Source organism: Microvirga sp. RSM25 (assembly GCF_044784385.1).
Lineage (GTDB): Bacteria > Pseudomonadota > Alphaproteobacteria > Rhizobiales > Beijerinckiaceae > Microvirga > Microvirga tunisiensis.
The window spans coordinates 3,889,433-3,911,476 of the sequence record NZ_CP173039.1 but is presented as its reverse complement, the minus strand read 5'-3'; the positions used below and the strand labels follow the sequence as shown (position 1 = coordinate 3,911,476).

General features: G+C 62.7%; 11 protein-coding genes. 7 read left to right on the top strand and 4 right to left on the bottom strand.

What is annotated here, in order from left to right:
* Nucleotides 1-285: 285 nt before the first annotated feature.
* The 3 genes from ACD578_RS18515 (at nt 286) to ACD578_RS18505 (ending at nt 12,155) form a co-directional block, all read left to right on the top strand.
* Nucleotides 286-8,952 (top strand): peroxidase family protein, encoded by an 8,667-nt coding sequence (locus tag ACD578_RS18515; RefSeq protein ID WP_404287352.1) that lies wholly within the window; start codon nt 286-288, stop codon nt 8,950-8,952.
* Between the two features lie 147 nt (nt 8,953-9,099).
* Nucleotides 9,100-10,827: a type I secretion system permease/ATPase gene (locus ACD578_RS18510; RefSeq protein ID WP_404287349.1), complete on the top strand. Its 1,728-nt coding sequence runs from the start codon at nt 9,100-9,102 to the stop codon at nt 10,825-10,827.
* A 17-nt stretch (nt 10,828-10,844) separates the two neighbouring features.
* Entirely contained in the window at nt 10,845-12,155 is a 1,311-nt protein-coding gene (locus ACD578_RS18505) for an HlyD family type I secretion periplasmic adaptor subunit (protein ID WP_404287347.1), read from the top strand.
* 174 nt (nt 12,156-12,329) lie between these two features.
* On the opposite strand, the gene ACD578_RS18500 is transcribed toward ACD578_RS18505, so the two are convergent.
* Complete coding sequence (locus tag ACD578_RS18500; RefSeq protein ID WP_404287345.1) at nt 12,330-13,040, bottom strand: GntR family transcriptional regulator; 711 nt, start codon at nt 13,038-13,040, stop codon at nt 12,330-12,332.
* Nucleotides 13,041-13,167: 127 nt separating this feature from the next.
* Between ACD578_RS18500 and ACD578_RS18495 the strand changes: the two genes are divergently transcribed.
* From ACD578_RS18495 to ACD578_RS18485, 3 genes are all read left to right on the top strand, one after another.
* Nucleotides 13,168-14,094, top strand: a complete 927-nt coding sequence (locus ACD578_RS18495) for a dihydrodipicolinate synthase family protein (RefSeq protein ID WP_404293942.1) — start codon at nt 13,168-13,170, stop codon at nt 14,092-14,094.
* 79 nt (nt 14,095-14,173) lie between these two features.
* Complete coding sequence (locus ACD578_RS18490) at nt 14,174-15,196, top strand: 4-hydroxyproline epimerase (protein ID WP_404287343.1); 1,023 nt, start codon at nt 14,174-14,176, stop codon at nt 15,194-15,196.
* Between the two features lie 50 nt (nt 15,197-15,246).
* Nucleotides 15,247-16,482: an NAD(P)/FAD-dependent oxidoreductase gene (locus ACD578_RS18485; RefSeq protein ID WP_404287341.1), complete on the top strand. Its 1,236-nt coding sequence runs from the start codon at nt 15,247-15,249 to the stop codon at nt 16,480-16,482.
* 501 nt (nt 16,483-16,983) lie between these two features.
* On the opposite strand, the gene ACD578_RS18480 is transcribed toward ACD578_RS18485, so the two are convergent.
* The 3 genes from ACD578_RS18480 to ACD578_RS18470 form a co-directional block, all read right to left on the bottom strand.
* A complete protein-coding gene (locus tag ACD578_RS18480) occupies nt 16,984-17,244 on the bottom strand; it encodes a hypothetical protein (protein ID WP_404287339.1) in 261 nt (86 codons plus the stop codon).
* Nucleotides 17,245-17,410: 166 nt separating this feature from the next.
* Nucleotides 17,411-18,253: a TIGR02587 family membrane protein gene (locus ACD578_RS18475; RefSeq protein WP_404287337.1), complete on the bottom strand. Its 843-nt coding sequence runs from the start codon at nt 18,251-18,253 to the stop codon at nt 17,411-17,413.
* A 150-nt stretch (nt 18,254-18,403) separates the two neighbouring features.
* Nucleotides 18,404-20,278: a glycoside hydrolase family 2 protein gene (locus tag ACD578_RS18470; RefSeq protein ID WP_404287335.1), complete on the bottom strand. Its 1,875-nt coding sequence runs from the start codon at nt 20,276-20,278 to the stop codon at nt 18,404-18,406.
* Nucleotides 20,279-20,718: 440 nt separating this feature from the next.
* Between ACD578_RS18470 and ACD578_RS18465 the strand changes: the two genes are divergently transcribed.
* Entirely contained in the window at nt 20,719-22,032 is a 1,314-nt protein-coding gene (locus ACD578_RS18465) for a family 1 glycosylhydrolase (RefSeq protein WP_404287333.1), read from the top strand.
* Nucleotides 22,033-22,044: the final 12 nt, after the last annotated feature.

The following is a 22,044-nucleotide window of genomic DNA, read 5'->3' as shown; positions in this document are numbered from 1 at the left end:
GGAGGGCTCCTCCGCATCGAGCGGAAGGCAAACGAGGTCACAAACTTCTCTGGCGCTTTCAGCGATTGACGAGTTCTCTCGAAGAGAGGCTGCATTGAATGCTGAGTCAGCGTCGGACCATGGTCGGTATTCCGACCAAAGTCTGGGGAGTGCTTAAGACCTTGATCGGACTTAGGTGCCAGGACCCAGAGTAGGACTTCAGACCGTATAGTTAAGAGCCCCTTAATTTGCCCAGAATGTATCCAGATGCCGTCGACACTGCGGCAATTACTGGAGGGGACGACTATGGTGAATCTGGTTAAGCACGATCTCGAATTTATCCTGAAGCAGATCGAGATCGCAGAGAGGCACGCGGCAGGCGAGGATCTGCGCGAACTCGTGGCAGAAGCGGGTGGACTCGATCCCAATTCTCCCACCACCCCGACCCAGGCACACCTGCTGCCCTACGGCCTGCGCACGGTCGACGGCACCTACAACAACCTCGTCGAGGGCCGCGAGACCTGGGGCGCTGCCGATCAGCCGTTCCCGGTCCTGACGCCGCCCCAGTACGTGAACGAGGGCGACGACAGCATGATGTTCGGCACCCCCGCCAACCCGGTGTGGCTGACGAACGGCAATTATACGCCAGGATCGTCCACGGGATCGCCGATGCTGCCACCCGGCACCGTCGTCGACGCTGACCCGCGCCTGATCTCGAACCTGATCGCCGACCAGACGCTGGGCAATCCGGCCGCCATCGGCGCGGCCCTAACCTATGCCGGCATCACGGGTGCGGCCCAGATCACCGCCATCCAGCAGATCCAGGCCGCCCGCGCGGCGATCACCGATGCCATTGCGGATGCCGGAACGGCAGTCGGTGCCATCCCGGGACTTCAGACCGCTGTTGGCACGGCAGGGGCTGCGCTCGCGGGGGCCCAGGCAGCCCTCGTCGAGGCAAAGGCACAGGCTGCTGCGGACCAGACCGCGCATGCAACGGCCCAGACGAAACTCGCGTCCGCCCAGCAGGCCTTCAACGACGCGAAGGCCGTGTTCAACGCCATCGACGGCCAGAAGGCGACCGCTGCCCTTAACCTCATTGCCGTCCAGAACACCCTGGACGCGGGCCAGGCTGCCGTGGACGCTGCGCTTGAGAAGGTTGAGCTATCGGCTGCGGCGCTCGAGGACGCCAAGGATGCCGTGACCGCCGCAACCACGGCGAAGGCGGATGCCGAGGCCGCTCTCGCCAAGGCAGAGACGCAGGCGGCATCGGACCAGGGCCTGCTCGAGACGGCCAAGTTCAATCTCACCTCTGCCGAGCAGGCATTGCAAGATGCAGAAGCCGTGCGTGACGGACTCGTCGCGAGCGGTGCCGACGACCTGAGTGCGGAGATCGCGGATGCGCAGGTGGCCATCGATGCCGCCCAGCAGGTCGTGGTCGAGAAACAGGCTGCCGTGGACGCCGCGCTTGCGAAGGTCGGGATCTCCGCTGCGGCGGTCGTGTCCGCCGAAGGCGCCGTGAATGTCGCAACCACGGCTCTCAGCAATGCCGAGGCCGCCCTTGCGCCACTCCAGGCAAAGGCTGATGCCGCCCAGGCTCTGCATCAGACGGCCGTGGACGCACTCGCCATCACCCAGCAGGCACACGACCAGGCAAAGGCAGCGTACGATGCCATCATGGCCGACGGCGTCGACGAAAATGATCCCGTGGAATGGTCGGCCTTCCTGGCCGCGAACAGGGATTACAGGGCTGCCCAGACGGCCCTCGCAGAGAGCAAGACCGCGGAGGCCAATGCGCGTGCGACGGCCCAAGCCTCTGATGCGGTAGCCGATGCCGCCCAGGAAGACGTGACGGCAGCATTCACGGCACTGACCAAGGCCAATGCGGACCTTTCTGCGGCACAGACGCAGTCAGCGACGGATGAGGGCCTGCTTGATGCGGCTCAAATCAACCTCGCTTCCGCCAAGCAGGAACTGGTAGACGCGAAGGCCGTGCTCAATAGTCTCAACGAGCAGAGCGAGGCCTACACGCAAGCGGTCGCCAAGGTCGCCGACGCCCAGCAGATCGTGGACGACAGGCAGTCTGTCGTGGATGCCGCGCAGGCGAAGGTGGATCTTTCCAATGCCGCAGTCGATCTCGCCGAAGGTATCGTGACCGACGCATCCACGGCGCTGGCGAAAGCCGAAGCTGCCGTCGTGACGGCTCAGGCACAGTTGGCAGCGGACCAGGCAGCGCATGCGACGACCCTGGCGACCCTCGCCGCTGCGGCGGATGCCTTGAACGATGCCGAGGCCGTGTATGCCTTCGTCAGCCATCAGCTCGTCGAGGCGAATGCCGACTACGTTGAAGCACAGCAGGCCCTGACCGCCAGCCAGGCCGCCGAGGCCGACGCTCGGACGGATGCGGAGGAATCCGCCGCGGCAGTTACGACCGCCCAAGGCGATGTGACGACCGCAACCACGGCACTGACGAATGCCCAGGACGCCCTCGAGGAGGCGCAGGGAGCGACGGCCGCCATCGATGCCGCGAAGGAGGCCTTGGCCGACCTTCTGGCCGAGAAGGGCATCCAGATGGACGGCAACACCGTCCTGATCCCGAACGTCTCGCCCGACATCGGCGACTCCGCACCCTACAACTCCCTGTTCACCCTGTTCGGCCAGTTCTTCGACCACGGCCTCGACCTGATCGCCAAGGGCGGCAGCGGCACGGTCTACATCCCCCTGTCTCCGGATGATCCGCTCTACAACCCGGCAACACCTCACACGAACTTCATGGTGTTGACGCGCGCGGCCACACCCGACGGCGAGAACACGAACGTGACTACGCCGTGGGTCGACCAGAACCAGACTTACACCTCGCATGCATCGCACCAGGTCTTCCTGCGCGAGTACACGACCGGCCCGGACGGTAAGACGGTCGCGACCGGCAGGCTGCTCGACGGCGACAGGGGCCTCGCCACATGGGCCGACGTCAAGGAGCAGGCCCGTGTCATGCTTGGCATCGACCTGACCGATGCCAATGTCGGCAACGTTCCGCTGCTGCGCACGGACCCCTACGGTAACTTCATCCCCCATCCCCAGACTGGCTTCGCGCAGATCATCGTCGGCCTTGGTGCCGACGGCGTTCCGAACACGTCGGACGACGTGGTGATCTCGGGCACGCCGGGCTCTCCAGTGAGCCTCGTGAACGCCGTCCTCACCGGCCACGCCTTCCTCGACGACATTGCCCACGCGGCGGTGCCTGTCATTGTCGGCGGTGTCCTCCAGAAGGACGGCAACACCGACGTCGGCTATGCCAATGCCGACGGCACCACGACCGGCCTCGTCAACTCGCGTGGGTCGAATACCGCCTATGACAACGAGCTGCTCGACGCCCACTACATCACGGGCGACGGACGCGGCAACGAGAACGTCGGCCTGACCACCATCCACCACGTCTTCCACTCCGAGCACAACCACCTCGTCGACCAGGTCAAGTCGCTGGCCCTCTCGAGCGGCGATCTGGCCTTCCTGAACGAATGGCTGCTCGTCTCGGTCACGGCGATCCCGACCACGGATGAGGGCAAGGCCGCCCTCAAGTGGGACGGCGAGCGCCTGTTCCAGGCTGCCCGCTTCACCAACGAGATGGAGTACCAGCACCTGGTCTTCGAAGAGTTCGCCCGCAAGATGCAGCCCGACGTCGATGCCTTCGTGTTTGAGCCGTCGGTCGACATCAACCCAGCGATCTTCGCTGAGTTCGCCCAGGCCGTGTACCGCTTCGGCCACTCGATGCTCAACGAGAATATCGACACCATCGACATCAACGGCAACACGGTCTCGATGAAGCTATTCGATGGCTTCCTCAACCCGCTCGCCTTCGGTGCGACCAGTGCGAACGGCACCGTGACCGTCGACCACGAGCAGGCGGCCGGGGCGATCATCCGCGGCATGTCCCGTCAGCACGCCAACGAGATCGACGAGTTCATCACCCATGTGCTGCGCAACCAGCTCGTCGGCATCCCGCTCGACCTCGCCGCGCTCAACATCGCCCGTGGCCGCGATCTTGGCCTGCCGTCCCTCAACGAGGCCCGCGCGCAGTTCTACCAGATGTCGGGACAAGACTCGCAGCTCAAGCCTTACGTGAGCTGGACCGACTTCGCGCTCAACCTCCAGAACTCCTTGTCGATCGTCAACTTCATCGCGGCCTACGGCAAGCATCCGCTGATCGAAGCCGCGTCTACCATGGAGGCTAAGCGGGCCGCGGCGACGCTGCTGGTCTTCGGCGGCACGGACGCCCCTGCCGACCGTCTCGACTTCCTGAATTCGGAAGGGACATGGGCCAACAAGGAGTCGGGTCTCAACGACATCGACCTCTGGATGGGCGGCCTCGCCGAGAAGAAGATGGACTTCGGCGGCATGCTCGGGTCGACCTTCGCCTTCGTCTTCGAGGCCCAGTTGGAGAGCCTCCAGGATGCCGACCGGTTCTACTACCTCTCGCGTGTTCAGGGCCTCAACCTCCTGAACGAGCTCGAGAACAACTCGATGACCGACATCATCATGCGCAACACAGATCTCGGCGACGAGGGACGGACGGCGCTCCCGGGTAACATCTTCTCCACGCCCGACCATACGCTCGAGATCATCAAGACGAAGCAGATTGGGGCTGACCCTATCTGGGACAATCCCGTCCTCCAGGCGCTCTCACCGCTGGTGGTGCGCAAGGATCTCGACAAGGACGGTGACGATGACGTCCTCATCTACAACGGCGGCGACCATGTGGTGATGGGCGGCTCGGCCGAGGACGACCTGATCGTGGCTGGCGAGGGCGATGACACCGTCTGGGGCTACGAGGGCAACGACACCATCGAGGCCGGCTATGGCGTCGACCTCATCCATGGCGGCGACGGCGATGACATTATCACCAATGCCGGCACCGACATCGGCGCGACCGACTTCCTGCACGGCGAGGGCGGCAACGACGTCATCCAGGGCGGCAGCGGCCTGGCGCTGATCTTCGGCAACCAGGGTCAGGACTTCATCATCACCGGGCCTGACGGAAAGGAGGCCTTCGGCGGCACTGGAAACGACTTCATCCTCGGCGGTGACGGCGGCGACGCTCTGCTCGGCAACGAGGGCGACGACTGGCTCGAGGGCGGACCACGCTTCGACAGCCTGTCGGGTGAGAATTCGGAGCTGTTCTTCAACTCCACCATCATCGGCCATGACGTGCTCAACGGTGGCCCCAGCGACGTCGACTACGACGGCGAGTCCGGCGACGACATCATGTTCCAGGGCGAGGGCATCCAGCGCAGCAACGGCATGGCAGGCTTCGACTGGGCGATCCACAAGGGCGACAGCGTCGCGGCGAACTCCGACCTCGGCATCCCGATCTTCGACAACCAGGAGGCGTTCATCCTCCGTGACCGCTTCGACCTCGTCGAGGGCCTGTCCGGATGGAAGCACAACGACATCCTCACTGGACGCGTCGTGGCGGTGAACACGAGGGCAGAGGCCACGGGTACGGCCGCCATCCCGGGGCCGAACTCACCGCTCGAGTCCTTCTCCAACGACCTGTTGCAGAAGAACGTCTCCCTCATCAACGGTCTCGCTGAACTTGTGGCGCACCGCATCCGTATCCCGGTGGTGGACGCCCAAAACAGGCCCGTCCTTGATGCGAACGGCAATCCCGAGCTGATCGTGCTCGACACCTCCCTGGCCGCGGACATCATCCTCGGCGGTGGCGGCAGCGACACCATCAAGGGCTTCGCCGGCGACGACATCATCGACGGCGACAAGTGGCTCAACGTCCGCATCAAGATCGTCAAGGACGGCGTCAGCTACACGGCCGACGGGATGACCGGAAAGGTCTACCTGGAGTCCCAGTACGTCGACGGAGCCCCGGCTACCAATGCCGTTGCCCAGTTCGGCGGCAAGACCCTCGATGCCCTGATGCTCAGCGCGACCCTCAACCCGGGCCAGCTCAGCATCGTCCGCGAGATCGTCGACGGCAACAAGGCGGGCGACATCGATACGGCGGTCTATGGAGACCTGCGGGCCAACTACGTCATCACGAGCAACGCAGACGGCAGCGTTACGGTCGAGCACGTGACGGTGACGGTCGAGACCGACCCGACCACGGGCAACAACCGGGTCTCGGACGGCATCGACCGCCTGTTCAACATCGAGAAGCTGAAGTTCGCTGATGGCGAGGTCCTTCTGACCCCGCCGAAGCTGACGCTCCACGCCTTTGACGCGGGGAACTATCGCGACGACTTCTCGCCCTCGAACTACCAGGGGACGGATGGTACGGTGACCTGGACTCCGGGTTGGGTCGAAACCGACGACGACGGCAGTGCCACGAGCTCGAACGGACAGATCCTCGTGAGCAACGGTGCCCTGCGCTTCGAAGACGGCAACGGCGCTACGATCACCCGGACGGTCAACCTGGCCGGAGCCGAGAATGCTCTCCTGAGCTTCTCGGCCAACCCGGACAATCTCGAGAACGACGACTACGTTTCGGTCCAGTTCTCGGCTGACGGCGTTACCTTCATCGAACTTGATCGGATCACCGGGAATGGCGGGACTGAGAACCTGTCCTTCAACTTGACCGGCCCGTTCAATGCCAATGCCGCCATCCGGTTCGTCGCGACGTCATTCGAGAACAGCTTCCTCAGTAATGACGTGGTGCAGATCGACAACGTCACGGTCGACTTCTTCAGGCCCGCTCCGATTCCCACAGTGAACTACGAGACCACCTTCACCGAGGATCAGAACGAGGTCGCGATTGCCAACAATCCCGGCATCGTCGAGGACAGCGGAGAACTGGTTTCGGCCCGGATCGTGCTGACCAACGCCCAGGCCGGCGACGTGCTTACGGCACCGACCAACCTGCCCGGCAACATCACCCGCACGATCGACTCCTCGGTGCCTGGCCAGATCACGATGATCCTGACCGGCATCGAGACCATCGCCAACTACCAGGCGGCGATCCAGGCGATCCGCTTCGAGAACACCTCGCAGAATCCAAGCGCGGTGGACCGTATCGTCCAGGTGACCGTCAACGACGGCTTCCTGAACAGCAACGTGGCGACCACGGTCGTCAACGTCGTGCCTGTCAACGATGCCCCGGCGGCCAACAACGACAGCGTGTACACCAACTACACGACGGCATCGTTCATTCTTCCGGAATGGGCATTGCTGGCCAACGACACCGATGGAGAAGGTGCCACGCTGGATGTCACTGCGCTCAGCGCCGTCAACGGCCTCACCGCGTCTCTGACGACCAATACGGGTTCGGTCACCGTGACCGACACCGGCACCGCCGGTGGCAGCTTCACCTACACGGCGAACGACGGCTCCGGCGCTGCAAATGCGACCGATACGGCCAGCGTGACGGTCACTCGGGACATAGCCGGCGCCATCAACGGTAACACCGGCGACAACATCCTGATCGGCGACGGGGCCAACAGCACCCTCACCGGCGGCCAGGGCGACGACCTGGTCTTCGCCGGAGCAGGCGATGACACGGTCACCTGGGGTGTCTCCACGTTCCTGGGCTTCGAGATCGGCAACGACGGTCACGACTTCGTCGACGGCGGTGTTGGAAACGACCACTTCGTCGTCACGGGCAGCAACGCGGCCGAGGCCTTCGTGGTCTATGCCCGCGCCTCCGTCCCGGCGGCACTCGCTGCCGGCCTCAAGCCGGACACGGAGATCGTGATCACCCGCAACGGGAACATCATCGCCGAGCTCGACAACATTGAGGAGATCACCATCAACACCAGCGGCGGTGCCGACACGGTGCAGGCGATTGGCAACTTCAATCCCACCAGCCTGAACTTCAGCACGATCACCATCAACGGCTCGTCGGATGACAATGTCGTCGACATCTCCCAGCTCACTTCGGCACACCGGATCGTGTTCCGCACCAACGGAGGCAACGACACCATCGTCGGAACACTGCGGGAGCAGGACGTGATCGAACTCGAACCCGGCCGCACGCCGGACGAGTACGAGTGGGAGGAGAACGAGGACGGCAGCACCAGTGTCTCCTGTGGCAACCACAGGATCACCTTCCGGTGCGAGGAAGGTCGCAGGCCGAGCCTTTGCGAGGCTACGGTCCCGACCAATCCGGAAGTTCCCGTCGATCCCGAGCAGCCTGTCGATCCCGAGCAGCCTGTCGATCCTGAGACGCCGACGGTTCCGGAAACTCCGGCCAACCCGGAAACCCCGACCCAGCCTGAGACTCCGGTCCAGCCCGAGCAGCCTGTGGATCCGGTCACTCCCACGACCCCGAGCGATCCGATCCCGGTCGCTCCGGCTCAACCGGAGGCACCCGCCAACCTCGTCCTGAAGGGCCACTCGCGCAGCGAGACGCTCCGCGGCGGTGATGGCGATGACCGGGTGGACGGCGGACGTGGCCAGGACAAGCTCTACGGCGGGTCGGGCAACGACAAGCTGCTCGGAGGTGACGGCAACGACCGTCTCGACGGCGGCATCGGCAACGACAAGCTCGACGGCGGGCGTGGCCACGACAAGCTCTACGGCGGGTCGGGCAACGACAAGCTCTACGGCGGGTCCGGAAACGACAGGCTCGATGGTGGTCGCGGCAATGACCAGCTCGAGGGCGGCAGTGGAAACGATCAGCTCTATGGCGGCGCCGGCAATGACAAATTGTCGGGTGGTTCCGGTAATGATCGTCTCTCCGGCGGGTCCGGCAACGACGTGCTCAAGGGAGGTGCCGGCAACGACCGGCTGTCGGGCGGCGCGGGTGACGACACCTTCGTCTTCCAGAAGAACGGTGGCTCGGACACGGTCACCGACTTCCGCGACGGTCACGACCGGATCGATGCAAGGGGCCTGTCCGGGGTCGACAGCCTGTCCGACCTGAACATGGTGCAGGTCGACCATGACGTGATGCTCGCCCATGGCACCGACATCCTCGTCCTCAAGGGTGTCACAGTATCCGATCTCGACAATAGCGACTTCATCTTCTGATGCGGTTCGTCTGAGATCGGTGCCCCGCCGGGAACTTCGTACCCCCCAAGTGTTCCCGGCGGGTGCTTCGGAACCGGATGCCGATAACCCCCCATCGGCATCCGGCCTTACTCTTCCTTACCCTTCCTACCCTCCGAGGAAACGGCCATGTCCCAGTCATCCGCCAAGGGCCGCATCAGCCTCATGGCTTCCTGCCGCGGTGCCCTGCTCGGGGTTGCCCTGCTCAGCGGCCTGATCAATATTCTCTATCTCTCCGGCTCCCTCTACATGATGGAGGTCTACGACCGGGTCCTGCCGAGCCGCAGCATCCCGACGCTCGTCGGCCTCTCGGCCATCATTCTCGCCCTGTTCCTGTTCCAGGGCCTGTTCGACATGCTCCGCGGCCGCATCTTCGCCCGCGTCGGAGCCGCCGTCGACGAGGACCTGAGCCAGCGCGTCTTCCGGTGCCAGGTCGCCGCGCCGATCAAGGGCAAGGCCGAAGGCGATGGGCAGCAGCCGTTGCGCGACCTCGACCAGATCCGCGCCTTCCTCGCGGGCGGCGGCCCCTCGGCCCTGTTCGACCTGCCGTGGATCCCACTCTACCTGTTCATCTGCTTCGCCTTCCATCCGCTGCTCGGCTGGGTCACTGTGGGTGGCGCCTCGGTCCTCGTCGCGATCACGGTCCTGACGGATGTGCTGACGCGCAAGGCCTCCAAGGCGGCGGTCAGCGCGGCGTCCCTGCGCAACGGCATTGGCGACGGCGCCCGCCGCAACGCCGAGGTCGTGCAGGCCATGGGCATGGCCGGGCGGCTCGGGCTGATGTGGGGCCAGGCGAATGCGCAGTATCTCGCCCACCAGCAGCAGGCCTCGGACGTGTCCGGCGGCTTCGGCGCGTTCTCGAAGGTGATGCGCATGACGCTGCAATCGGGCGTACTCGGCGTCGGTGCCTACCTCGTTATCAACAACCAGGCTACGGGCGGCATCATGATCGCCTCCTCGATCCTGGTCTCGCGGGCCCTCGCTCCGGTCGAGCTCTCCATCGCCAACTGGAAGGGCTTCGTCGCCGCCCGACAGGGTTGGTCGCGGTTGCGCGCCACTCTCGAGGACGACCGCTCGGACGTGCGACCGCTCCAGCTTCCGGCCCCCAGGGCCTCGCTGTCGGTCGAGAACGCCGGATCAGGCGCGCCCAAGGGCCAGCGCTTCGCGGTGCAGGACGTCTCGTTCGAGATGAAGGCCGGCATGGGATTGGGGATCATCGGCCCGAGCGCCTCCGGCAAGTCCTCGCTCGCCCGCATGATGGTCGGGGTGTGGCCGACCTGGCGCGGCAAGGTCCGCCTCGACGGCGCGGCGCTCGAGCAATGGCTGCCCGAGGATCTCGGACAGCACATCGGCTACCTACCGCAGGATGTCGAGCTGTTCGCCGGAACCGTGGCGCAGAACATCGCCCGCTTCAATGCCGATCCGAACCCCGAAACCGTGATCAGAGCAGCGATGGCAGCCGACGTCCACGAGATGATCCTGCGCCTGCCGCAGGGCTACGAGACGCAGGTCGGAGAGGGCGGCGCCTCGCTCTCCGGCGGCCAGCGCCAGCGCATCGGCCTCGCCCGCGCGCTCTACGGCAACCCGTTCCTGGTCGTGCTCGACGAGCCGAACTCCAATCTCGACAACGAGGGTGAGCACGCCCTGACCCGCGCCATCCAGGGTGTCCGCGAGCGCGGCGGCATTGTGGTGGTGATCGCCCACCGCCCGAGCGCGCTCGCGGGGGTCGATCACATCCTCGTCCTCGACGAGGGCATGGTCCGCAAGTTCGGTACCAAGGAGGAGGTCCTCAGCTCTGTCCTCCGTCCGGTCCCGGCCAGCAACGTCAATCAGCCCAGCACGGCCAAGTCCGCCTGAGCACGGGGAGCAGCGTCATGAACGTGACCATGAAATCGAACGCACGCCACTCAATCAACCGCCATACCCGTCTCGCGCTCGGGGGTGTCGCCCTTCTCGTCGGCGGTCTCGGCGGGTGGGCGTGGACGACCGAGCTGTCGGGAGCCGTCGTCGCGCCGGGCACGGTCGTGGTCGACAGCCACGTGAAGAAGGTCCAGCATCCCACCGGAGGCGTCGTCGGCGAGATCCTCGCCCATGACGGCGACCATGTCAGGGCAGGCGACGTCATCGTCCGCCTCGACGAGACGGTGGCACGCGCTAACCTCGCGATGGTTGCCAAAAGCATCGACGAAATGACCGCCCGCCGGGCCCGGCTCGAGGCCGAGCGGGATGGAGTGGAGACGATCCGCTTCCCCATGGACTTGGTCTCTCGCGCGGACCATGCTGAGGTGGCCGATCTCATGAGCGGCGAACGGCGCCTGTTCGACAGCAGGCGGGAGTCCCGCGCCGGCCAGAAGTCGCAGCTCAGGGAACGGGTGGCGCAACTCGCCGAGCAGATCGACGGCACCAAGTTGCAGGCCGCGGCCAAGGCGGACGAGATCGACCTGATCGCATCGGAGCTGACGGGTGTGCAGGAGCTGTGGAAGAAGAACCTCGTCCCGATCACCCGCGTGACCTCGCTGAAGCGCGAGGAGACGCGGCTCCGGGGTGAGCGCGGCCAACTCATCTCGACGGTTGCGCAAGCCAAGGGAAAGATCAGCGAGACCGAGCTCCAGATCATGCAGATCGACCAGGACCTGCGCAGCGAGGTCTCCACGGAGTTGCGCGAGGTTCAGGCGAAGATCGCCGAGTTCGTCGAGCGCAAGGTCGCAGCCGAGGACCAGTTGAAGCGCATCGACATCCGCGCGCCGCAGGACGGCATCGTGCACCAGTCGGCCGTGCACACGGTCGGCGGCGTCATCGGGCCCGGCGAGACGCTGATGCTCGTTATGCCGGAGGGCGACGAGCTGTCGATCGAGGTGAAGGTCGCCCCGCAGGACATTGACCAGCTCCGGCAGGGACTCGACACGGTCCTGCGGCTGTCGGCCTTCAATCAGCGCACGACGCCGGAGATCAAGGGGCACGTCATCCGCATTGCCGCTGACCTCGTGACGGACGAGCGCAGCGGCATGTCCCACTATCCGGTCAGGATCGCCATCGCGGACGGCGAGCGTGACCGTCTCGGCTCAGCGAGACTGCTGCCGGGCATGCCTGTGGAAGGGTTCATTCAGACGGGCTACCGTACGGTCTTCTCGTATCTCACGAAGCCAATCGCAGACAATATGGCCAAGGCGTTCCGTGAAGAATAGCCATAGATCGAACCGGAGCACCGCCGCTCCGGTCCATCCGCCTCATCATGCAAGCGTCATATGGGTTCTGGACATCTTGGTAGAACGTCAGGAGCAGCTCCAATTTCTGTTCTGGAAGCCGCTGCCAAGTGGATCATTTAAAGTGAAATGAACATTCGCGGTAAGTGCCTACAATTACAGCGCCGTATCAGTTCTCTGATGGTTCTCGATATATACCTGCAGGGATCTTCCAACCTCCTCGATATGCATTTCTAAAAGAGAACACGCGTCTGTGATCCGCCCGCTCTCGCAGAGACGCAAAAGCTCGGCGTGCTCGGTCTCGGCGCGCTTCATGCCGTCCGTGAGAGAGAGTTGAAGCCGGGTATGTCTATCGCATTCCTGAAGGAGGTTGGCCACGATCGCCAATGCGCGAGGTTTCCCGGCGTGACGGTACAGAAGCATATGAAACTCTGTATTCAGCTCGCCCCAGCGTCTGACGTGGTTCGCCCGGAGTTCTGCACTGTATTCCTGAAGGATGTGATTGAGCTTCTCGTAGTCGTCGTGGGTCAGATGGCGGGCGGAGGCTTTCAGGAGGCGCGGCTCAAGCAGCGACCGTAGTTCAAAAAGCTCCTGGACCTCTTCTGTCGAAAGCTCGGAGACGATGGCGCCTCGGTGAGGGTGAATCTTGACGAGTCCCTCTGCTTCGAGCTGCATCAAGGCCTCTCGTATGGGGATGCGGCTCACTCCGAACTCGTTTGCCAGAGCGTCTTGCCGTAGCGGAAATCCTGCCTTGAAGTCACCGTCCAGAATGCGATGCCGCAGGTTTTCTGCCACCGCGGCAGCAATCGTTCGATGCTGAAGAGACTTTTGCGCTGGTCTGGAGACCGGCTTGGTTTCGAGCGTCATGGGTCGGGATATCACTGAACCTGGAAGGCCCGCTTCTTATAACGGCATCCAGGAGTTGTCTTGACAAGGTAGATTTTATACAATCTACAATAATGCGCATCAGTGTCCAGTGTGGGAGAAGGGCGGAATGGCTAGAATCGGATGGGAAGGGGTTTTTCCAGCAGTGACCACCCAGTTCAAATCGAATTATGACTTGGATATCGACGCTACGGCCAAGGTGATCGACGGGTTGATTAGGGATGGCGTCTCTGGGTTGATCGTCTGCGGTACGGTTGGGGAAAATACGTCTCTTCGCCGTTCCGAAAAGACAGCAGTCATGGAAGCCGCGAAGGATGTCTCCCGCGGTCGGGTGCCGGTGATTGCCGGTATCGCCGAATTCACGACGGCCTTCGCATCAGAAGTTGCCAAGGAGGCGGAGCGAGTGGGGCTCGATGGTGTTATGGTCATGCCCGCGTTGGTCTATTCCTCGAAGCCGCATGAGACCGCCGCGCATTTTCGGGGCGTCGCCAGCGCCACCGACCTGCCGGTGATGGTCTATAACAATCCCCCCATCTACAAGAATGACGTGACGCCCGACATTCTGGCCTCTCTTGCCGATTGCGAAACGATCGTCTGCTTTAAAGACTCATCGGGCGATACCCGACGTTTCACCGATACGAAGAACATGGTCGGAGACCGCTTCGTCCTCTTCGCGGGCCTCGACGATGTCGTCGTCGAAAGTGTGATGCTGGGTGCCGCCGGCTGGGTCTCCGGCATGTCGAATGCCTTCCCTCAGGAAGGCGAAACCCTGTTCCGTCTGGCGAAGGCGGGGCGCTATGAGGAGGCGAGGGCGCTGTACGAGTGGTTCATGCCTTTGCTGCACCTCGATGCCCGTCCCGACCTCGTGCAATGCATTAAACTCTGTGAGGCCATCATGGGTCGGGGTTCGGAATTGACGCGCCCTCCGCGCCTTCCTCTGAGTGCTCAGGAGCGGGCTGGGGTGGAGGCGGTTATGGACAAGGCTCTGAGACACCGTCCGGCCCTTCCCGATGTCGGGTTGAAATCTGCCGCCTGACAAGCTCACGGCGAAGGACCTTGATGTCCTTCGCCCTTTCTATGGTAGTTAGCAATCTCTCTGATCAGCGAGTGAAGCGATGGCGCGTCACACCTTTTTTTGCATCGACGGTCACACCTGCGGGAATCCGGTTCGTGTGGTTTCCGGTGGCAGTATTCCCCAATTGCGCGGAGAGACGATGTTTGACCGCCGTCAGCACTTTCTCGCGGAATACGACTGGATTCGAACCGGCTTGATGTTCGAGCCTCGTGGACATGACATGATGTCCGGCTCGATTCTTTATCCGCCGACGCGCCCCGATTGCGATGTCGGAATTCTGTTCATCGAGACATCCGGCTGCCTCCCCATGTGTGGGCATGGAACGATTGGCACCGTCACCATCGCTCTTGAGAACGGTTTGATCCACCCCAAGACACCAGGCCTCCTGCGCCTCGATACGCCGGCCGGTGTCGTAGAAGCCCGCTACGAACAGAATGGCCCTTTCATCGAGCGGGTCCGCATCACCAACATTCCATCCTTTCTCTATGGAACGGGCTATGAAGTCGAAGTGGAAGGGCTCGGACATCTGACTGTGGATGTCGCCTATGGGGGCAACTTCTATGCCATCGTCGAGCCGCAGAAACTGTACTCCGATTTGGCAGACATCAATCCGTCGGACGTCCTGCGTTGGAGCCCCAAGCTACGGGAGGCGTTCAATGCGTTTTACCGGATCGCTCATCCCGAGAATCCTGAAATCAACCGCCTGACCCACGTTCTGTGGACGGGACGTGCGCAGACCAAGGACGGCACGGCCCGCAACGCCGTGTTCTATGGCGACAAGGCCATCGATCGTTCACCCTGCGGCACAGGAACTTCCGCTCGCATGGCTCATCTTGCGGCTCGTGGCGAGCTGAGAGAGGGCGACGCGTTTGTCCATGAGAGCATCATCGGGTCCACCTTCATCGGACGCATCGAGGGGCGGGCGACAGTCGGAGACCGCGACGCCATCATTCCCTCGATCGAGGGATGGGCGCGGGTGACAGGCTTCAATACGATTATCATCGACGATCGCGACCCTTTCGCGCAGGGGTTCCAGGTCGTGGATCGGGCCACACGAGCATAACGACCGGAGCTTCAGCGACAGCCTAATCTTCACCTTGAACAGGATGCACGATGCGGATCGCGATTGTCGGTGCTGGAATCGTCGGCCTCGCGGCCGCTCATGCCCTTCTCGATAGAGGGCATCAGGTTACTCTCATTGATCAGGGCGATCAGACGGCACGGCCTACAGACGGCAATGCCGGCTGGATCGCTCATACCGACATCATGCCGCTGGCGTCTCCCAAAGTCTGGAGGAACCTTCCAACTTGGCTGATGGACCCGCTGGGTCCTCTCACTATCAGACCTGCTTATCTGCCCTCCCTGATGCCCTGGCTGATCCGGTTCATGCTGGCGTCCTCTCCCGTGCGGATCAGGACGAGCATGGCTGCCATACGAGCCATCAACACGGAGGCTCTGCCTTCTTGGAGGAAACTGCTTTCCTCCCTGGATTTGAGCACTCATCTGCGAGAGAATGGCATTCTGTCCGTGTGGAAAAATCATGGACCCTTTCTGCGAGCCAAAGATACCCTCGATCGCCAGCGCGACCTGGGCATCGGGATAGATATTCTCAATCGGAACGATCTCACACAACTGGAGCCGGCGCTCCATAACGTCGAAGTTGGTGTGCTCTATCCGGAAGCATGCCACATCTCCGATCCCGCCAATTTGGCGTCCGATCTTATGAGACTTGCTCTCGAGCGGAGCGCACAGCACGTGGCGGCCCGCGCTCTGAGGGTGGAGCCGAAGAATAACGAAATCCACGTCCATACGGCCGGTTCTACGAAAGCCGTCATTGCCGACAAGGTCGTCATCGCAGCGGGCATATGGTCACGGCCGCTTGCGAAGATGTTGGGGGATCACATTCCTCTCGACACGGAGCGCGGCTACAACGCGACCTATCCCAAGGGTTCATTCGGCCTCCATCGACCCATTATGTTCGAAGGTGAGGGATTCGTCACGACACCTCTCGATACGGGCGATAGGGTCGGAGGTGCCGTTGAGTTCGCGGGGCTGGACGCCAAGCCCAATCATGGTCGCACATCCGCGATGATCGCGCGGCTCAAGCGCTTTCTTCCCGACCTCGATGCCGATCAGGATGCAAGACGCTGGATGGGCTTTCGCCCATCCATTCCAGATTCCCTGCCGGTGATAGGGTCGTCCAGACGGGATAACCGTGTGGTTTACGCATTTGGGCACGGCCATCATGGCCTGACACAGGCAGCGGTCACATCGCTGCTAGTCGCAGACTTGATCGACGGCATGACCAGCGAGATCGATCTAAAGCCATACTCGGCACAGCGCTTTTAACGAAGCATCTTCGTTCAGAGCGCATGAAAAGTATTAATCGGTCTAACGCCTCGCCAGCCTGATCTTCCTGCACGGATCAGGCGGTGGGCTGGGGCATCGTAGGCGTGACAGGGATCTCCTGGGGAAACGTGGGCGGCACTCCGACAGGCTCACCTGGCGGCGGGATGTCCCCAGGCGTCGTTGGAGGCACGCCGACAGGCTCGGGCTGAGGTGCCTCAGGAGGCGTGGGTGGACTTACAGGCGCCGGATTGGGATCCGCCGGTGTCGGCTCCGGATAAGGCTGGTTCGGCAGAGGAATGGGCATTCAGGCGGCGCTCCGCTGTTCAGACGTGTATGGATATCTGTAAAGGGCAATCACCAGCGGAGCACTAGGTTCCGATTGCGGTGGAGGCCTTATTGTCCAGGGCGTATGCCCAGCGTTTCGAAGCTGCCTCGTCTCGACCAAAGGAATGTCTCCGAGTTTGGGGCGCGCACCCTCAGATGAAACGCTATCTGCCCGTCTCAGGGCTTGGCGAAGCCTGCGGCCCGCAACGTGAACTTCTCGGATTGTGGGTTTAGGGTGAAGAACAACCCTCCCTTGCGCGCCGAGTGACCGGGAATGTAGTCGAGGATCACGCTGCTGAACTCAGGACCATCACTCCCTGGCACTGCCCCCTCAATCCGCACCTGCGCAGCCGCCGCGCCGCCGACATTGCGAGCCTCGAATATGACACGGTAGCCGCCTGTGACCTGGGTCGTTTCGATTGCTGTGACAGTGATCATGGGTGGAGAGGTCGCATCGTGTAGTGCCTGCCACCCGATGAAACCGAAGACGCAGAGAGCCATCAGGAGGCCCAAGCCTGACGCAAGCCACTCGATCCAAGGAATATGGTTCCCGGAGGCAGGATGATTTTCGTTCTCGATAGCTCGGTTTTGCTCCATCGCTGCCTCATATCACCAGTCTGGCCGTTGCTGCGCCGAGCGATGCCGGGAATCCAAGCACCACAACCATATTCGCGATCTCTGTCGGCGCCACATCCTCCGTACGGCCAAAGGTCCAGAGCACATAAAAGCTGATGAGGAGGGCAATGCCATAGCCGGCCAAGGTGAAGTGGAAGAAGGTCGACCGAAACGTTCCACCCTCCGGTCGACTCTCCTGGCCGGAGAAGCCGACCGTGTAGACAAGCACATGTAACAAAACGATGGAGAGGACCCCAAGCGCCAATGTATGCCAAGGGGACATCTGATAGGCGATCAGGATCATCTCCTCCGTGGGCGCCACATTGAAGGCCATGAACAGGGCTCCGGCCAGCATCAGGAAGAGTTCTCCTCCATAACCGGCTTCCGCCTTACGCTCCTCCTCGGCCCGGGTATCCTGTCCGCCCCCGAGTTGCTTGCGCCCGAGCATGGCGCCAATACTTGCCGGCACGCTCTGCAGGGCAACCTTGCCGACGATCTCGCTCCACGTCATGTCGAAGGTGATCACCGCAAGCAAGGCGAGCATAGTTGTCGAGGTGAGGATGCCGACGCCGAAGGCAGCAAAGGCATCCATCGCATCCTCCTTCCAGCTGAAGGTTTTCTCAAAGCCTGCGAAGTAGGACAGGCCGATCAGGATGGCGACATTGATGCTCATGAACAGGAGCAGTCGACCGGGCTCCATCGAGAACCCCAACCACCACATCTCCATGGTCATCAGAAGCGGTATGGCAAAGATGACAGCGCCGCCAAAGGCACGGCCGAGGCCAATGGCATAATCCTTGTTCGTCTCCGGAACGCTGTCGTCGTGCACCATCTCAGCAACCTACGGCCGCTTCTGCCTTAAAGGAAGCTTGGCCGTATGAGGTAAACCCGCGCCCTGAGACAAGGTTCCAACGGGTCGCGCCGGCGACGGAAGTTGCTACTTATCGTGAGCGCTCAAATCCCCCGGCCGCTGCTGAGATTTTTATTCCTGCCCGCGCTCACGGCGCCGCCGTTCCACCTCCTGTTTGATGAGAACATCCAGGATCTCGCTCGGCACGGCTTTCGAGGGTCGGGTGTTGATCGCGCGCAGACGCTCAAGATCGAATTTTGGCTCGCGGTTCACGGTGAAGAGCCCGTTGGTTTCCTGTGCCGTATCAGTGAGCTGGGTGTAGCAGAACCCGGCCAGCGCGGTGGAGGAAAGCAACGCGTCGACGAGTTCCTCATAACGCGTGAGCAGTTCGTCGGGGTTGTCGAACTGGCCGTAGCCGAACCAGTCCTCACTGGCCTGTGGCACGAAGCCAAGCCCGCCGAACTCGCTGATCACAATGGGCTGGTCCTCGATCTCGACATCCTCGCCGAGCAGCGGGTGATGGTGCGGGCGCACCTCGCGGAAGGTGCGCGCGATGGTCTGCCGGTCGGCGTACCGCTCCCGCAACATGTCGCCGTTCGGCGCATAATCATGCACACCGAAGACGTCACCGACCGCATGCTGCCAGCCGTCATTGCCAATCACCGGCCGAGTGGCATCGAGTGCCCGGGTGAGGTGATAAAGGGCCCGCACGAAGTCGCGCTGTTGGGCCGAACGGTCGAGGTCCGGAACGCCCCAGCTTTCATTCAGTGGCACCCAGGTGATAATCGCGGGATGATTGTAGTCACGGCGCACGGCTTCGAGCCATTCGCGAGTCAGCATCTCCGCTGCGCGGTCCGAATACACATAGGCATTGGCGGCCTCGCTCCAGACGAGCATGCCGAGCCGGTCGCACCAGTACAGAAAGCGTGGATCTTCCACTTTCTGGTGAATGCGGATCCCGTTGAAGCCGAGCGATTGCGCCAGCTCCACTTCACGCCTGAGCGCATCCGCGTCCGGAGCACTCAGGTGCGAATCCGGCCAGTAGTTCTGCGCCAGAACGAGCCGCAGAAAAGTGGGAATGCCGTTGATGATGAAGCGCCCATCGCGGGCCTCAATCCGGCGCAAGCCGAAATAGCTTTCGACTCGGTCAACGATGGTACCGTTCCCATCGATCAGTTCGATCACGGCCTCGATGAGGTTGGGATGTTCAGGGGCCCAGAGTATCGTGCGGCGCCGGCGGATCGCAGCATCGTTGATGTCGAGAAGGATGTCGCGCCGCAGCTCGCGCCCCGAGAGCAGATACGTGTCGTCGATGAGGGTGCGCGCCGGCCTGTCGCCGATGAGCCGCACGCGGACACGCCAGCCGGCGGGAGGTCTACGGTCGAGCCGGAGAATGAGCTCTGCACCGAAGCGGTCGACATCGGGCGTCCAGCGCAGCTCGGCAATTGCAATCTTTGGAACCGGTTCCAGCCAGACCGGCTGCCAGATGCCCGTCGTGCGGTGATACCAGATATAGCCGGGCTTCTCCTCCCAGTACTGCTTGCCGCGCGGCTGCTGCAGATCCCGGGGCTCGTCCTCGGCGCGAACCACGACAACCTGGGTCTCCCCAGGAATGAGCAGGGGGGCGATGTCGGCTGAAAACGGCGTCTGCCCGCCCACGTGCTCGACCGCCATGCGGCCGTTCACCCAGACCGTGGCCTTGTAGTCGACGGCACCGAAATGAAGGACGAGCCGTTCGCGACGATCCGCCTCGTCCACCTGCACTTCGCGGCGATACCAGACCACGGGATGAAAGCCGGTCTCGTGCACACCGGACAGTTTGCTTTCGGGAGCGAAGGGCACCAAGATCTCGCGTTCGAACGTCTCTGCCCGTTCGAACCAGCGTTCAGAAAGACCTTCATCGGCATCGTCGAAGGCGAAGCCCCATCGGCCGCACAGGTCAATCCAGCGCTCCCGGCGCAGCTGTGGGCGGGGATGGAGGTCGGCTCGGGTGGTCGGCTCGGTCATGGTGTTTTCCACTCAGTACCGTCCTCGCAGGAACCGGTGATCGGCAGGTAAAGTAACGAGCTGCAGGCGTTCTTCTCTGGGCTGCTCGCGAGAGCATCTCCAGCCGGGAGGTGTACGGGTCTGACATGGTGACAGCATTCCATCCCGGCCGTCGGCCCTGTGGCTCTCTCGCTCACAAGAAATAACATTTGAGCCCGGCTGCCGCTGATGATCGAAGGGACTTGTTGGCATGGCCACACCTCCCATTCGAAGGAAGCCGGATCACTCCCTTCACTTCACCAACGCAGGAGGGCAGGGGGAGGTTCTTGAGATCCAAATCCGATGCAACCTTTGCGCCTGCGAGCGGTTTCCTAACTTGGATCACATGACGGCCGAGGTTCGCCAGCGGCCCAACAGCTGTGCAGCAGTGGCAGCACTGACGCTCAAGGGGCGGCCTCGGCATGACCCAAGCGCTCCCGCCTCGATCCCACCTCCCGCGCCTGACGGAACCAGACGCATTCTGGTGGTCCGCCGGCATCGAGGACACCTTTATCACGGCCCCGCACCCGGTCACCGGGCGCACCCTGGACGAGTATGAGCTGACCGGCCACTATGACCGTTGGTACGACGATCTTGGCCTCATTGCGGAACTCGGTGTGCCCTGTGCCCGCTATGGCGTGCCCTGGCACCGGATCCAGCCCGAGCGGAACACCTGGGACTGGACCTTTCCCGATGAGACCCTAGAACGGCTGCTTGATCTTGGGGTCGAGCCCCAGGTCGATCTCGTCCATTACGGGCTACCCGCCTGGATCGAGAATGCGTTTCTACATCCTGATTACCCGAAGCTCGTCGCCGAGTATGCCGGGCGTCTCGCCGAGCGCTTTCGGGGGCGGATCACCTGGTATACCCCGCTCAACGAGCCCCGCATCACCGGCTGGTACTGCGGACGCCTCGGCTGGTGGCCGCCGTTCCGGCGCAGCTGGCCCGGCTTCGTCGCGCTGATGCTGGCCATCGCAAAAGGCATGGTGGAAACCGTCAAGGCATTGGAGCGCGTCGATCCCGAAATCGTGCCGTACTTCGTTGATGCTACCGATCTGTTTGATACCGACGATCCCGCATTCGAGGAGGAGGCCCGCCGCCGCCAGGACATCGTTTTTCTGGCTCTTGATCTCGTCTCGGGGCGGATCGACGAGCACCATTCTCTCTGGTCGTGGCTGTTGAAGAACGGAGCGCGGGAGACCGATCTCGCCTACTTCCTCGACAACGCCGTCGCACTTCCTGTGATTGGCATGAACCTCTACCCGATGTTCACGCAGAAGAAGCTGCTGCGGGACACTAGCGGGCGCTTCCGAATCCGCATGCCCTATGCCGGCGCCGATCTCATCTCCCGTCTCGGGCGGCTCTACTATGAGCGCTACCGGGCACCGCTCATGATCTCGGAGACGGCCTCAATGGGCTCCCTGCGCCGCCGGCTCGATTGGCTCGATGCATCGGTCATGGCCACTCGGGAGTTGCGCGAAGAGGGGATTCCATTGGTGGGATATACCTGGTGGCCGATGTTCGCACTTGTCACTTGGGCGTACCGCCAGGGCCGCCGTCCCGTGACGGATCATCTTGCCCAGATGGGATTGTGGGACATCGTTCCGGACGAGACCGATCCGCTGCGCCGGGTGCGAACTTCGGCCGTGGATACCTATCAGCGCCTTGTGCGAAGCGGAACCGAGAGCATCGGCATGCTGTCCGAAATCCCGTTCCGTGCTGCGGCGAGGCTCTGAAGAGCAATGGGG

Bases quoted from the DNA above. Each gene is read 5' to 3' on its own strand.
- ACD578_RS18470 (WP_404287335.1), bottom strand. From the start codon at position 20,278: ATGACCGAGCCGACCACCCGAGCCGACCTCCATCCCCGCCCACAGCTG.
- ACD578_RS18515 (WP_404287352.1), top strand. From the start codon at position 286: ATGGTGAATCTGGTTAAGCACGATCTCGAATTTATCCTGAAGCAGATC.
- ACD578_RS18480 (WP_404287339.1), bottom strand. From the start codon at position 17,244: ATGATCACTGTCACAGCAATCGAAACGACCCAGGTCACAGGCGGCTAC.
- ACD578_RS18500 (WP_404287345.1), bottom strand. From the start codon at position 13,040: ATGACGCTCGAAACCAAGCCGGTCTCCAGACCAGCGCAAAAGTCTCTT.
- ACD578_RS18510 (WP_404287349.1), top strand. From the start codon at position 9,100: ATGTCCCAGTCATCCGCCAAGGGCCGCATCAGCCTCATGGCTTCCTGC.
- ACD578_RS18495 (WP_404293942.1), top strand. From the start codon at position 13,168: ATGGCTAGAATCGGATGGGAAGGGGTTTTTCCAGCAGTGACCACCCAG.
- ACD578_RS18485 (WP_404287341.1), top strand. From the start codon at position 15,247: ATGCGGATCGCGATTGTCGGTGCTGGAATCGTCGGCCTCGCGGCCGCT.
- ACD578_RS18465 (WP_404287333.1), top strand. From the start codon at position 20,719: ATGACCCAAGCGCTCCCGCCTCGATCCCACCTCCCGCGCCTGACGGAA.
- ACD578_RS18490 (WP_404287343.1), top strand. From the start codon at position 14,174: ATGGCGCGTCACACCTTTTTTTGCATCGACGGTCACACCTGCGGGAAT.
- ACD578_RS18505 (WP_404287347.1), top strand. From the start codon at position 10,845: ATGAACGTGACCATGAAATCGAACGCACGCCACTCAATCAACCGCCAT.
- ACD578_RS18475 (WP_404287337.1), bottom strand. From the start codon at position 18,253: ATGGTGCACGACGACAGCGTTCCGGAGACGAACAAGGATTATGCCATT.